The organism is Faecalibacter rhinopitheci (assembly GCF_015234135.1).
Lineage (GTDB): Bacteria > Bacteroidota > Bacteroidia > Flavobacteriales > Weeksellaceae > Empedobacter > Empedobacter rhinopitheci.
The window spans coordinates 168,608-183,745 of record NZ_JADGIK010000002.1; the positions used below are offsets into that span (position 1 = coordinate 168,608).

Below are 15,138 nucleotides of genomic sequence, written 5' to 3' on the forward strand. Positions count from 1 at the left end.
ATTTATTTTATTTTGATGATTTGTTTCTCTTTAGCTTTAAAAAGATAATTTCTAATAATTGATTTTATATCCTTTGTTTCCTCTGCTTTCGTAATAATTTTTTTAATTAAATCCATTGATTTAATCTGATGATGAAATTCATAATAACCATATCCTATAAATTCATTATTTTCTATACATATAAAAGACTTTTCAATTCCTTTTCTACCTCTACTTACTATTAAAAAATTATTGGCAGGAAATTTAGTTTTAACCGCAATTTCTTTTATTCTTTTATTATAATCTTGAATTGATTCTTTGCCTATACAAATTCCATTACACGTTCCTACTGTATATCCAAAACATGACTCATCCGATTTTATACCTTGATTAACTTGTTGACACAAGTGATAATCGGTAATAATATTTTCTAAAGCTTTATCAGCTTCTTGTTTAGTTTGAAAAGAAAGAAATGGAGTAGATTTTCTATTTTTACCAACTTCAAATTTTGATAGTGTATGTTTATTTTCTCTAAAATAAATATTATGTTGATATAATGATCGTTTATAAACTCCTGGATTAAAAGTCGGTTTAATCCTATTAATTTCATTTATTTCTTTTACTGAAGCTAATAGATTACTACCTGTTAACTCAACTTTTATAGATTTTGTATATCTTTTTATATTATTATTTCGAAGAGTTTTAGAAGTGAAAATTTTACCAACAGTTTGAGCAATATTTATACTTTTTCCGATATAAATTATTTCTTTCTCCTCATTATATAAATAAAATAATCCAGGTTTATTGGGTAACCCTGCTAAAAGTTTATCGTACTTACTATTTGCTTTTTTAGGATATTTCAGGCCTGACTTTTTAGTTATAATTTTGTTGTTATCTTTATCCAAAAGCATTTTGAAAAGAGCTACTGTAGCAAGTGCATCCCCTGAAGCACGATGTCTATTAGTAACAATAATTCCCAAAGAAGTACATAGTTTACCTAAGGAATAGGATGGCATTCCTGGTATCAATGTTTCTGCATACTCAAAGGTATCAATCCAATCTTTCTCATATTGATAACCTAACCTATTGAATTCTTGAATAAGCATTCTATAATCAAAAGTTACATTGTGGCCTACTAATGTACAACCGTCTGTGATATCTACTATACGCTTCGCTATCTCGTGAAACTTAGGTGCAGTTTTCACCATTTTTTCCGTTATCTTAGTTAATTTCTGTACAAACGGATCTATTCTACTTTGAGGATTGACAAGAGAAATAAATTGATCGACAATATTTTCTCCATCATATTTATATATTGCAATTTCAATAATTGATTCTTCACCTACTTTGCCTCCTGTCGCTTCTATATCTAAAATTGCGTACACTTTCTTATCTTATTTTTTTCCTTTAATTGAATTCATCAAAATTTTCATTACCCAATCAATAATTTTGCGAGTGGCCGTTCTACCCACCTCTCGTACCATTTTATTATCAGTCCAATCTTTTTCTCGAGTGGTCGATTTATTAGTAGTAGGTTTTGATTTATTTTGTGTTTCTATAACCAGAGTTTGAGCTTTTATTTTGTTTTCTAAAATTTCATACGCTGACTCTTTATTAATTTTCTCAATATACTTCTTTACTAAATCAGATGAATTCACAATTTGTTTAATTTCATTTTGTGATAAAATATCCATTCTTGAATTCGGTGATCGCATATGAGTATATGCTAATGGTGTTGGTATACCCTTCTCGTCTAAAACAGTTACAAAAGCCTCTCCAATTCCTAATTGTGTTATTACTTCTGCTGAATTATAATATGTTGTTATTGGATAGTTTTCTACCGTCTTTTGTATTTCTTTTCGATCTTTTGCAGTAAAACCACGTAAAGCATGCTGAATTTTTAATCCAAGTTGACCTAATATTTGATCAGGAATATCACCTGGGACTTGAGTTACAAATATTATACTAACTCCTTTAGATCGGATTAGTTTCACGATGGTTTCTATTTGTGACAAAAGTGATTTAGATGCTTCCTTAAAGATTAAATGAGCTTCATCTATAAATATGACTAATTTAGGTTTTTCTATATCTCCTTCTTCCGGAAATTGGGTATAAATTTTATTTAAAAGACTTAGCATGAAAGTAGAAAATAAATTAGGATAACCTTGTATATCTATAAGTCTTAAAATATTTACTGTACCAGATTGATTTTTAGGTTTAATTAAATCAAAAATATCAAAACTTGGTTCGCCAAAAAAATTATTAGCTCCTTGCTGTTCTAATGCAACTATCTTTCTAAGAATTGCACCTAAAGAAGATGAAGAAATGGTACCATAACTTTTGTTAAGCTTCTCTTTTCCTTCTTTAGATTCCGTAACATATTGCAAAACCTTTTTAATATCCTTTAAGTCAATTAAAGGAAGATTTTCATCTTCACAGTATTTAAACACAATTGAAATTATACTTTCTTGTGTCTCGTTTAACTCTAAAATTTTACTGAATAATATAGGACCAAATTCTAATAAAGTAGCTCTTAATGGAATTCCTTCTTCATCAGATATTGATAATAATTCTGTAGGATAACCACTTGGTTCCCATTTTATATCTAAGTTTTTATGTCTTGATGTAATATTATCATCAATATTTCCTGGAACTGCAATTCCCGAAAGATCTCCTTTAATATCCATCAATAAAGTTGGAATTCCTTTCAATGAAAGTTGTTCAGCAATAACTTGTAGAGATTTTGTTTTTCCTGTTCCGGTTGCACCAGCAATTAAACCGTGACGATTTAAAGTTTTTAATGCAATTGAAATTTCAACTTCGGGAATTATTTCACCGTCTAGTATAGCTTTACCAATGATAATTTTATCATTTTTATAAGTATAACGAGATTGTAGCTCATGTACAAAGTTTTCTCTTCTAGACATATTATATATTAATTATATATTAAATATACTAATTATTATGAAGTTTATAATTTACAATTACAGGAAAGTGATCGGAAAATTTCTTACGAATAACTTTAGCTTGTACCACCTCTAATTCTTGGGTATGAAATAAATAATCTATACGTATTGGAAATTTAAACCCATGAAAAGTAGTTCCATTTCCACTACCCGCTCTTATATATGAATCTTTAAGGTATTTTGTTATTTGTTCATATTCATAAGAAGATGGTGTTGAATTTAAATCTGATCCTAAAATAATAGGATGTGGAGATTTTCGGATAAATGGAATTAAGAAATCAAGTTGATTTTCATGTACTCGCATTCCATTTACTAATTTATTTTCTATTTTTTTACTCGATTGTTCTATCTCTTCCTTTGTTTCAGACAACATTACATCTTTTACTAGTGCTTTGTCTATATACATGGGTTCCATATATACATTTATTAGCCGAATAGTATCAGTCCCTAAATCTATATCTGCAAAACCTGCAATACCACTACTCGATGTATTTGTACTCTCTATTCTATTTGTATATATAATTGGATATTTACTATAAATACTTAATCCAGCAAAATATTCATAATAATAACCTTTAAGCTTAGTTTCTCGCCATTTTTTATGTGTTTTTTCTCCTCCCTCTTGGAAAAACATAATATCCGTTAAATTTTGTTCTACTAACTCCTGAGTACCTTCAGTTTTAAAACCGTGTGTATTAAATGTCATTACTGAAATATCACTGATTTCAGTTGACTTTTTATTTAAATTTATTATCGGATAAGATAAATAAATGGGATAAAATAGGCCTGAGGATAAGATTAAAACTAATAAAAATCTTCTGACACTCACTAAAACCCAATACACTAAGAATAAAACAATTATAAAAAATATAACCGGAAATCCAATAGATATGAAATTAAAATAAGGTATTTGTGATGGTGAAAAAACTTTATTTAAGAATATTGTATACGCGACTAATATTACCACAATATTTATGGTAAATATAAATTGATTAAAAAAGTTTAATCTAAATTTATCGCGACTAAATATTCCCATTTTATCTTCCTTCGTTAAATAAAAAATCTTTCTCTTCTTTCGATAAACTTTCATATCCAGAACGAGAAATTTTATCTAAGATACTATCAATTTTTTTCTGTTTTTCTACTTTCTGATGATTAAATTCATAATCATTTTTTGTAGCCTTTTGTGAAAATTTATTGTCTTTATTTTTATATGTTTTGAAAGTAGTATTATGTTGATTTTTTGTAAATAAACCTTTGATTTTTTCTATAAAATTTCCTAGAAAATCATTTCCTTTTTCAAATTGTTTCATATATAAATACCCAAAAGCCATTCCTCCCAAATGAGAAATACTTCCTCCAATATTATCTCCTTTAAGAATAATTTGTAGAATATCTAATCCAATAAAAAAATACCCAAAATATAAAATTGGAAAACTAGTAGGAATTAATACTAATCGTACGGGAAGTTTTGGATTATAACTAATAACTGCAAATAATAATGCATATACTGCAGCCGAACTTCCTGCTAATAGATTTGTAGATTTTATTGGAAATAATAAGAAACAAACTGCACCTGCAAGTCCTCCAAATATGTAAAATGTAAGAAGATTATTATCTCTGAAAAATCTTAAAAATAACTGTGATACAAAATACATTAAAATCATATTCATCAAAAGATGCCATAAATCCCAATGCATCCACATATAGGTAAAAACAGTCCAAGGTTTCTGAATATAATTTTCCTCTAATCTAGGTAATCTTAAATCGTTATTTAACGATGTTCCTATTAGTTTATCTATAATAAATAAAGAGAAAAATATTACAACATTGATATAGATAATCTTTGTTGCAATATTTCCTGTATTATATTTTAGTTTTAAATCGTTTAAAATACCATTTAGCATATTAGTAGATTTTAATTCTTTCTATATAAATTTTTTTTCCAATTTCTTACAAATAAAAATCCTATTAAAGCACCTCCTAAATGAGCAAAATGAGCAACATTATTCCATTCAAAATTTCTAACTCCAAAGAAAAGTTCAACTGCTATTAAAATAGGTATAAAATATTTGGCCTTAATGCCTACCGGAAAAAATATCAAAGCTAATTTTGCTTCGGGATATAACACTGCAAAAGCTAATAATAAACCATATATGGCACCTGAAGCTCCTACCATTGGCGTTATATAATTTTGAACTAAACTTATTGCATTTGGATTTTGAACTACAGATAGAGCAGGTTCGTTTACTAATTCTCTGTGTAGATTTAGCTTTGCAGCTTTATATATATCTGCCAAACTAACTCCTTGCTCTACAACCAATTTTTGTAATTGACTAATTTCTATATAATTCACCAAATTATATAGAATAAATCCTCCAAATCCTGCAAAAATATACAGTTTCAAAAAGTTTTTAGCTCCAATTGTTGTTTCTACTGCAGCCCCAAACATCCATAAAGCAAACATATTAAAAAGTATATGTTGAAAACCTCCATGCATAAACATATGAGACAACACTTGCCAGGTTTGAAAATTCGGTGAACCAGGATAAAAAGCTCCTAAAATCACCGTTAAATCTATTCCCTTAGATTCAAATATATAAGTTGCTAAGAAGAATAATCCATTGATTATTAGTAAATTCTTCGTAATCGTTGGAATTGGTTGTCCCATCATAATTATTGTAATATTTTTTCGACTTCTGTCGTATTCATTTGCACAAAAATAGGTCGACCATAAGGTGAATAATTCGGATTAGGCAACTTAAATAATTCTTCAACTAATGTACGGGCTTGTTCTTCTTTTAAAGAAGTTCCTTTCTTTACGGCTGAATTTTTTGCTAAGATTTTTGCAAACGAATTATCCAATTCTAATGATTCCTTAAATTCTAATTCATCAATAAAATCCATAAAAATTGAGACCACATCTTCTTGTTGTACATCTACTGGTATTGCATTTATCTGAATTGACTCTTCGTCTAAAGAAATATCGAAACCAAAACTTAATAATTGACTTTCAACATTTATTAATTTCTGACGATCATTCGGAGATAAATCCAACTCTATAGGAAAAAGCATTTGCTGAACCAATGCATTATCTCTTTTTGAATGTATAAATTTCTCAAACAAAATCTTTTGATGTGCACGATGTTGGTCAATAATTAATAATTCACCTCTGTATTCAACAATCAAATATTTATTATGCCACTGTATAACATTCAATTTTTCTTGTTGCCCAACCTCAGATTCAAATAATTGATGTGTCTGTTCAAAATTAGACTCAAAAACTTGATGTGCATGATTATTTTCAATTTCTAACTCCACAGCATCATTATAAAAATCCATTGTAGAATTTATAGCAGATGGTTTTGGAGCACGATAATGGTTATCATTAGAAAAAGGATTAAAACTAGAATCTACTGTTATTTCTGGCATTTTTATTTCTTTATCATCAGATGCAGATGGAATAAATGCCCAGTTCGGATCTTGTTCAAAATCTAAAGAAGGTGTGATATTAAATTGTCCTAAAGCATGTTTCACTGCAGCACGGATAATCGTATAGATTAATGCTTCATCCTCAAACTTAATTTCTGTTTTTGTAGGGTGAATGTTTATATCAATACGAGAAGGATCCAATTGCAAATACATAAAATATGCAGGCTGATAACCAGCTGGTAATAACTCATCAAATGCATCGCATAAAGCATTATGCAAATAAGGGCTACGTATAAATCTATTATTTACAAAGAAAAATTGTTCGCTTCTTGATTTTTTCGCTGCATCAGGTTTTCCTACAAATCCACTAATTTTTACTATTTCGGTATCTTCCTCAACAGATATAATTTGCGAACCTAACTTTTTACCAAAAATTTGTTGAATTCTTTGTTTTAAATTTCCCGCCTTTAAGTGGTAAATTTCTGAATCATTATGGTGCAAATAAAAACTAATATTTTCATGAGCTAAAGCAATACGCTGAAACTCGTCTTGAATATGTCTTAACTCAACCTGATTTGATTTCAAAAAATTACGACGTGCCGGAACATTGTAAAATAAGTTTTTTACAGCAATAGAAGTTCCAACCGGACACACAACAGGATCTTGATTGCGAACTTCACCACCCTCAATTATCAATTGGGTACCTAATTCTTCAAATTCTCGTCGTGACTTTGCTTCCACTTGTGCCACCGCAGCAATAGAAGCTAAAGCTTCTCCTCTAAATCCTTTTGTAAGGATTGTGAATATATCTTGGGTCGTTTTTATTTTAGAAGTTGCATGCCTTTCAAATGCCATTCGCACATCAGTCACACTCATTCCACTCCCATTGTCTATAACTTGAATTAAACTTCTACCAGCGTCTTTACAAATTAATTGTATGGTTGTTGCACCTGCATCAACAGCATTTTCAACTAATTCTTTCACTACAGAAGAAGGGCGTTGAACTACCTCTCCAGCTGCAATTTGATTGGCTACATGATCTGGTAGTAATTGAATAATATCATTCTTCATTCTTCCTAAAGAAATATTTTTTCGACTTTTCTTTAAAATCTACTTTTCACAAATATACGAACAATTATAGTTTTCAAACTAAACTCTCCACATGTATAAATTGTACGGTTAATAATGTTAATATTTTTTTATAATTTCATTTACTTGTGTAAACTCATTATCTACTTGATTATCATATTTTTTTGTTAAATAAGAAACTAAAATAATGGATAAAAAAGAACTTATAAATCCAGGTATTATTTCATACCATTCTTTGAAAGGGTGTTCTATATAAACCCAAGTAAGAACCACTGCAGCACCAACAATCATTCCAACTAATGCGCCTTGCCATGTTGTCTTTTTCCAAAGTAATGAAAGCAGAATTAGAGGTCCAAACGCAGCTCCAAATCCAGCCCAAGCATTTCCTACTAAATTAAGAATTGAATCTTTAGGAGTAAGCGATAAAAGTAATGATATAACTGCCACCACTAATACTGAAATTCTACTTGCAACTAATAATTCCTTTGGGGTAGCTTTTTTATGAAGAAAAGCCTTATAAATATCTTCAGTTAATGAACTTGATGTTACTAATAGCTGAGAGGAAATAGTACTCATTACCGCAGCTAAAATTGCAGACATTAAAAAACCTGCAATAAGTGGATGGAATAAAATACGAGAAAAGTAAATAAATATTGTTTCAGATTCCGTTTTTGACATGTCAAAAACAGCCATTGATTGTGGATCAAATTTTAATAAATAAGCAATTCCCACTAACCCAACTAACAATGCTCCACCAACTGTAAATATCATCCATGTAATTCCTATCTTTCTTGCTTTTCTTAATTCAGAAACTTGTCCAATAGCCATAAAACGAACTAAAATATGAGGTTGTCCAAAATAACCCAAGCCCCAAGCAAGTAAAGAAAAAATGCCTACTGTTGTTGTTCCTGTAAACAAGTCTAAATAATTTGGACCTTTAGACTGTATAATATTAAAGGTTTCTCCTACTCCGCCAATTTCTATGATTGCTACAATTGGTACAATAACCAATGCTAGAACCATTATAGTTCCTTGCACAAAATCCGTTAAAGAAACTGCTAAAAAACCTCCTAAAAAAGTATACACTACCACCACAAAGCTGGTTAATAACAATCCTGTCATATAATTTAACCCAAAAGCAGACTCAAATAATTTACCACCAGCAACCATTCCGGAAGAAGTATATAATGTAAAGAAAATTAAAATTAGTAAGGATGACACAATTTTTAATAAATGTGTTTTATCCTTAAATCTGTTTTCAAAAAAAACTGGTAATGTAATGGAGTTTCCTGCTATTTCTGTATAAACCCTTAAACGTGGAGCAACGATTAAATAATTAACATACGCTCCAAAAGTAAGTCCAATAGCTATCCAAGAAGCTGATAAACCTGTCATATACATTGCACCTGGTAATCCCATCAGAAGCCATCCACTCATATCTGCAGCACCGGCAGATAATGCAGTAACTGCAGCTCCCATTTTGCGTCCTCCAATCAAAAATTCATCTGAATTAGAATTAGATTTTTTAAAAGAATAAACTCCAATACCAATCATCAAAGCAAGATAAAATCCTATTGAAATTATTTCGTAAATATCCATTTATTGTAGCTTAATTTAATCGAAGATAAACTTTTTCATTTATTCTAATTGTCCGAACTTTAAATATTATATTTTTTTATGATGAATTTTCAACAAAACAACCTTAAATCAACGAGTAGTCCATATTTAAAACAACATGAAAATAATCCAGTTTGGTGGCAAAGTTGGAGTGATGAAGTGTTAGAGTATGCACAAAAAGTAAATAAACCATTACTTATATCTATTGGTTATTCCGCATGCCATTGGTGTCATGTTATGGAACATCAATCATTTGAAAACGCAGATGTGGCTAATATAATGAACGATAATTTTATCTGTATCAAAATTGATCGTGAAGAACGTCCAGATTTAGATGCACTTTATATGAACGTTGTACAAATCATTCATCAATCGGGAGGTTGGCCACTAAATGTATTTGCCTTACCAGATGGGCGTCCCTTTTATGGAGGAACTTATTTTCCGCAACATCAATGGTTGGAATTATTGGATAATATCCAATCAATGTATCATCACAATTATTCTAAAGCACTCGAATATGTTCATTCAATTGCTGATGGATTAACAAAAATGGAAACAATTGAATTGAAATCTGAACAAAAATTATCTAAAGACAAAATTCAAGAAACATTTGATTTCTGGAAACAACAATTTGATGATGAATGGGGAGGATTTAATCGAGCGCCGAAATTCATGTTACCGAACTGTTGGGAATCGATTCTTCGTTATGGTGTGCAAACCAAAGATGAGGATTTATTGATTCAAACAAAAATCACGTTAGACCGGATGGCCTTTGGTGGAATTTACGATCAATTAAAAGGTGGATTTGCGCGTTATTCAGTTGATCCGTATTGGAAAGTTCCTCATTTCGAGAAAATGCTCTACGATAATGGGCAACTACTTTCTTTGTATGCCAACGCGTATAAAGTTTACGGAGAAAAAGAGTATAAAACAGTAATAGAAGAAACAATTCATTGGTTAAAAGATGAAATGCTTTCTCCTAAAAATACTTTTTATGCAGCCATTGATGCAGATTCACAAGGCGAAGAAGGTAAGTATTATGTATGGAATTCTTCAGAACTAAAAGAAATTTTAGGTGATGAATTCGATTTTTTCAAAGCATATTATAATGTTGGTGGATTTGGCGAATGGGAACATGGTAACAATATCTTAATGCGACTAATAGATGATGAAGATTTCTGTGAAAAAAACCAATTTACATTAGATGAATTAGCTATTCAACGAAAAAAATGGAAAGAAACACTTAACAAAATTCGTGAACAGCGCATTAAACCTCATCGCGATGAAAAAGTTTTAACCTCTTGGAATGCTTTAACCATAAAAGGATTATGCGATGCTTATCAAGCAGTAGGAAATGAAGAATATTTAAAACTAGCTAAAAATGCAATAGAATTTATTTTGGATACACAATGGGATGGTGAAACATTGTACCGTAATTATAAAGATGGTCAAACTACAATTCCCGGATTTTTGGATGATTATGCATTATTAATTGAAACTTTAATCAAGTTATTCGAAACAACATCTAGTCAAAAGTATTTAGAAGAAGCGCAAGTCGTTACAGAACAGGTTTTTAATCAATTTTATAACCATAAAAATAAAATGTTTGCCTATAAATCCCATTACGATACGCCATTAGTTAATGAAACATTTGAAATTTATGATAATGTGATCTCATCATCTAATTCCATTATGGCAAATAATTTATTTAAATTAGGAAAAATCTTAAACCAGGAACATTACATCTACCAAGCCCAACAAATGCTTTATAACGTTGAAGAAAAAATTCACGATTATCCAAATGGATTTGCTAATTGGATACAATTATATTTGAATTTTAGTCACGATTACAAAGAAATTGTTATTATTGGTGATGATGCTAAAGAATATTTAAATCAATTAAATTTATACTACATTCCAAATGCTATTTTTGTTGCCAGCAAAACAGAAAGTTTAGAAATCACGAAAAACCGTTGGACAGAAGGTAAAACGGGAATTCATATTTGTGAAAATTATGCTTGTATGATGCCCGTTTATGAAATAGAAAAAGCAATTGAAATGATATAACCATGGAAAAACAAAGATGTTTTTGGGTCACAAACGATCAAATTTATATTGATTACCACGATAACGAGTGGGGAAAACCAGTTTTTGATGATGAAACTTTATTTGAATTTTTAATTCTGGAAAGTTTCCAAGCAGGATTAAGTTGGTTAACCATTTTAAAGCGTCGCGAAAATTTCAGACAAGCATTTGATCATTTTGATGTGCAAAAAGTGGCTGACTATACCAACGAAAAAGTGGATGAATTACTACAAAATGACAGCATTATACGTCACCGTGGAAAAATTGAAGCTGCAATTTCTAATGCTAAGCTATTTATAGAAATTCAAAATAAATATGGCTCATTTTCAAAATTTATATGGAGATATGTGAATAATCAACCAATCGTTAGTCATTATAAAATGAAAAAAGAAGTGCCTGCAACTACTCCACTTTCCGATCAAATTGCTAAAGATTTAAAAAAAATAGGCTTTAAATTTTTTGGATCAACAACAATATATGCTTTTTTACAGGCAATTGGAATAGTAAACGACCATACAGTAAATTGTTTTTGTCATAATGGTTAAAGTTTAAATTCGCTATTTTATTATCGATTGAACTTTATCATATTTGCACAAATTACAACAAGATGAAAATATCATTGCAGAATTGGATTATTTTGGGAATACTTGCATTAACCTGGGGTAGTTCTTTTATCTTAATAAAACAAGGACTAGTTTCCTTTACACCATATCAAGTGGGTTCATTACGCCTTTGTTTTGCTGGAGGAATTCTAGCTATTTGGGGAATTCCTAATTTAATCAAATTACCTCGTAAAATAATTCCGTATGTTGCTCTGGCAGGATTTACTGGTAATTTTGTTCCTATGTTTTTATTTCCCATTGCACAAACTAAGGTATCTAGTTCTATGGCTGGGATATTAGATTCACTAGTTCCATTATTTATATTACTTTTTGGTGCTACAATTTTTAAGGTAAAAGGAACACAAAATCAAATATTAGGTGCTGTTATTGGATTTGTTGGAGCAGTTATTTTAATTGGAAGCGATGGATTAACAGGTGAAAATAGTTTTTGGCATTGTATGATTATTGTTTTTGCAACTGCCTTATATGGATTAAACAGTTTAATATTAACAAAATATCTTAACGACATTCCTTCTTTTCAGTTATCTTCCTCTTTGTTTACTATTTGGCTACTTCCCTCAATTTTAATTTTATTATTTTCAGGATTTCCTACAGAATTTATTGGATCTTCTGAACAATGGCAAAGCTTGGGATATATCGCGATTTTAGGTTTAGTTGGTACAGCAACAGCTATGATTTTATATTATAAACTTATTCAATCCACTGGACCCATTTTCTCATCAATGGTAACATACTTAATGCCTATTGTATCTGTATTCTGGGGATTTATAGTAGGCGAAAAAATTACCTGGTTGCATATTGTAGGCTTTTTACTGATTTTATCAGGCGTCTATTTGACTCAAAAACCAGATAAAAATAAAATAGAAATACAATAAATCATTATAAATAGTTTATTTTAGTCCTTAATTAACACAAATTCATTACTATAATTGAATAAAAGGACTAAAATGAATTATCTTAAAAACACACTAAAAACGTTCATCTATTCTTTATTTTTATTTAATTTTAATACCGCAAATGCTCAATTTGATAGTATTGAAATTAATAAATTAACTACACAATTTAAAGATTTAATTTCTGTTAATCATAATCAAATCTTACAGCCTAAAATTGATGGATATACAATAAAATTAATTGGTTCTGACAACAAATCTACAATTGATTTAAACGGAAATATACATCAACCTCTAATTCATAAAAAAGTCAATCTACTTTTTAAAGCAACACGAAATTCAGATTCTTGCGAAGCTGAAATTCCAGTAAAAAATATTCTAGTTACTGGTAAATACACTGATCAAGGTCAGAATCAAAAACCTTTTGTTATTCCTTCATTACGGGAATGGCATGGAGAATTAGGGGAATTTAAATTAAATTCTCGTTCGAGGATAATTATCAATTCTTCTAATCCAAATTTTTCAGAAGCTGCTTATTTACTAAAAGAAGATTTAAAAAAGCAATTTGGTTATAATGTAGAAGTTGTAATCAATAAAAAACCTAAGAAGGGTGATATTATAATAGAAAATTCAATAGCTAATGAATTAGGTGAGGAAGGATATGCAATAAAAATTAAGGATTACGCTCAATTAGAAGCTCCTGCATATAGTGGAATTGTCTTTGCAACGAGAACCATTTTACAGATTTTAGACCAATCTACAGATAAGATGTCACTCCCAAAAGGAGAAATAAGAGATTATCCTACTTACGAGGTTAGAGCTATGATGCTAGATGTAGGAAGAAAATTTTTTACTATAGATTTTCTTAATGACTATGTTGAAATATTATCTTATTATAAAATCTCAAACTTTCAAATTCATTTAAATGATAATGCTTTTGATAAATATTTTGAATTTGATTGGGATAAAACTCCATCTGGATTTAGGTTACAAAATGACACTTATCCAGATTTAGCCTCTAAAGATGGACATTATACTAAAAAACAATTTATTGATCTACAAAAGAAAGCTTTAAGATATGGAATAAAAATAATTCCTGAAATTGATGTTCCTGCTCATTCATTAGCTATCACGAAAATTTTCCCAGAAATAGCAAGTGATAAATACGGAAAAGATCATCTTGATTTGAATCATCCTAAAACTTACGAAGTTGTAAAAATATTTTTGATGAGTATACACAAGGTGAAAACCCCGTCTTTATAGGTGAAGAAGTGCACATTGGTACAGATGAATATGATAAAAAAGAAGCAGAAACATTTAGAAAATTTACCGATTTCTTAATTAAAATTGTTCAAAATAATGGCAAAAAAGTTAGAGCTTGGGGTGCTTTAACGCATGCAAATGGAGATACACCAGTTACTTCTAAAGATGTAACACTAAATATGTGGTATAATGGATATGCTGATCCTATTGAAATGAAAAAATTAGGTTACAAACAAATTTCTACACCAGATGGATGGTTATATATTGTTCCTGCTGCTGGGTATTATTATGATTATTTGAATGTAAATAACATCTATAACAAATGGGAACCACGACATATTGGGAATATAAGTTTTGAAAAAGGTGACCCTACCATTGTAGGTGGAATGTTTGCTATATGGAATGATATTGCTGGAAATGGAATTTCAGAAAAAGATGTACACAATAGATCTTTTCCTGCGCTTCAAGTCTTAGCAGAAAAAATGTGGAATAGTGAGGAGCAATCCCTTTCCCTATTCGATTTTAATCAAAAGAAGTTAAGTGTAACCGAAGCACCAGGACTAAATTTAAGAGGATATTATGGAGAATCTATTCAAAAATTAATGGATTATCATTTTGAAAATAATTTTATAAACTCTGTAAGCAATAATAATTCTGGTATAGCGTATGAAAATATCGCATTTGTAAATGGGATTTCTGGACAAGGTATCACCTCTAACAATCAAGGTAAGATTACTTTTCCATTTGAAGAAATTGGGAATAGTTATACGGTATCATTTTGGGCTAAACCAGTTCATCCAAACGCATCACTAAATTTTAAATCTAAACATGCTATATTTTATATTAATCCGAATGTTATTGGCTACTCACGAGAAGGTTATGATTATGAACTTTCAGAAAATACTTTGCAATCAAATTGGCATATGATCACAATTATTGGTAATAAAGAACAAACCTCTTTATTTATTAATGGTCAATTAATAAAGAAAATGGAAACTGAAAAAATCGTCCTTCCATATAAAGACAAAACAGATAAAGAAATAACATACAACAAAGTCAAAACTCTAACTTTTCCATTACGAGATTTGATGATGAATAATTATATAATAGATGAATTTAAAGTATATAACATAGAATTTTCTAAAGATGAAATTTTGAGTGAATATAATTTATATAAATAACTAAAAATGC

The 15,138-nt window shown here is 29.6% G+C and carries 12 protein-coding genes; 5 read left to right on the plus strand and 7 right to left on the minus strand.

Features of this window, described 5'->3' with window-relative positions; genetic code table 11:
• Positions 1-2 precede the first annotated feature (2 nt).
• From IM532_RS03545 to putP, 7 genes are all read right to left on the minus strand, one after another.
• Positions 3-1,364, minus strand: coding sequence for an exonuclease domain-containing protein (locus IM532_RS03545; RefSeq protein WP_194182073.1), 1,362 nt, complete (start codon positions 1,362-1,364; stop codon positions 3-5).
• Between the two features lie 9 nt (positions 1,365-1,373).
• Entirely contained in the window at positions 1,374-2,906 is a 1,533-nt protein-coding gene (locus IM532_RS03550) for a helicase HerA-like domain-containing protein (protein ID WP_194182074.1), read from the minus strand.
• A 28-nt stretch (positions 2,907-2,934) separates the two neighbouring features.
• The gene (locus tag IM532_RS03555) at positions 2,935-4,035 is read right to left on the minus strand and encodes an endonuclease/exonuclease/phosphatase family protein (protein WP_228063644.1); all 1,101 of its coding nucleotides are present in this window, start codon (positions 4,033-4,035) and stop codon (positions 2,935-2,937) included.
• Positions 3,983-4,852, minus strand: a complete 870-nt coding sequence (locus IM532_RS03560; RefSeq protein WP_194182075.1) for a rhomboid family intramembrane serine protease — start codon at positions 4,850-4,852, stop codon at positions 3,983-3,985. The genes IM532_RS03555 and IM532_RS03560 overlap by 53 nt, the downstream gene beginning before the upstream one ends.
• Before the next feature lie 11 nt (positions 4,853-4,863).
• Positions 4,864-5,619 carry a rhomboid family intramembrane serine protease gene (locus IM532_RS03565; RefSeq protein WP_228063645.1) on the minus strand — a complete coding sequence of 252 codons (756 nt, stop codon included), beginning with the start codon at positions 5,617-5,619 and terminating at the stop codon, positions 4,864-4,866.
• Positions 5,620-5,621: 2 nt separating this feature from the next.
• The gene (mutL, locus tag IM532_RS03570; protein WP_194182076.1) at positions 5,622-7,448 is read right to left on the minus strand and encodes a DNA mismatch repair endonuclease MutL; all 1,827 of its coding nucleotides are present in this window, start codon (positions 7,446-7,448) and stop codon (positions 5,622-5,624) included.
• 117 nt (positions 7,449-7,565) lie between these two features.
• Positions 7,566-9,065, minus strand: a complete 1,500-nt coding sequence (putP, locus tag IM532_RS03575; RefSeq protein WP_194182077.1) for a sodium/proline symporter PutP — start codon at positions 9,063-9,065, stop codon at positions 7,566-7,568.
• A gap of 78 nt (positions 9,066-9,143) precedes the next feature.
• Here putP and IM532_RS03580 point away from each other — a divergent pair, with 78 nt between their 5' ends.
• The 5 genes from IM532_RS03580 (at position 9,144) to IM532_RS03600 (ending at position 15,128) form a co-directional block, all read left to right on the plus strand.
• Positions 9,144-11,150 carry a thioredoxin domain-containing protein gene (locus IM532_RS03580; RefSeq protein ID WP_194182078.1) on the plus strand — a complete coding sequence of 669 codons (2,007 nt, stop codon included), beginning with the start codon at positions 9,144-9,146 and terminating at the stop codon, positions 11,148-11,150.
• A gap of 2 nt (positions 11,151-11,152) precedes the next feature.
• Positions 11,153-11,713 carry a DNA-3-methyladenine glycosylase I gene (locus tag IM532_RS03585; protein ID WP_194182079.1) on the plus strand — a complete coding sequence of 187 codons (561 nt, stop codon included), beginning with the start codon at positions 11,153-11,155 and terminating at the stop codon, positions 11,711-11,713.
• Positions 11,714-11,775: 62 nt separating this feature from the next.
• Positions 11,776-12,666, plus strand: coding sequence for a DMT family transporter (locus tag IM532_RS03590; protein WP_194182080.1), 891 nt, complete (start codon positions 11,776-11,778; stop codon positions 12,664-12,666).
• 72 nt (positions 12,667-12,738) lie between these two features.
• Complete coding sequence (locus IM532_RS03595; protein WP_194182081.1) at positions 12,739-13,947, plus strand: beta-N-acetylhexosaminidase; 1,209 nt, start codon at positions 12,739-12,741, stop codon at positions 13,945-13,947.
• An 8-nt stretch (positions 13,948-13,955) separates the two neighbouring features.
• Entirely contained in the window at positions 13,956-15,128 is a 1,173-nt protein-coding gene (locus IM532_RS03600) for a family 20 glycosylhydrolase (protein ID WP_194182082.1), read from the plus strand.
• Positions 15,129-15,138: the final 10 nt, after the last annotated feature.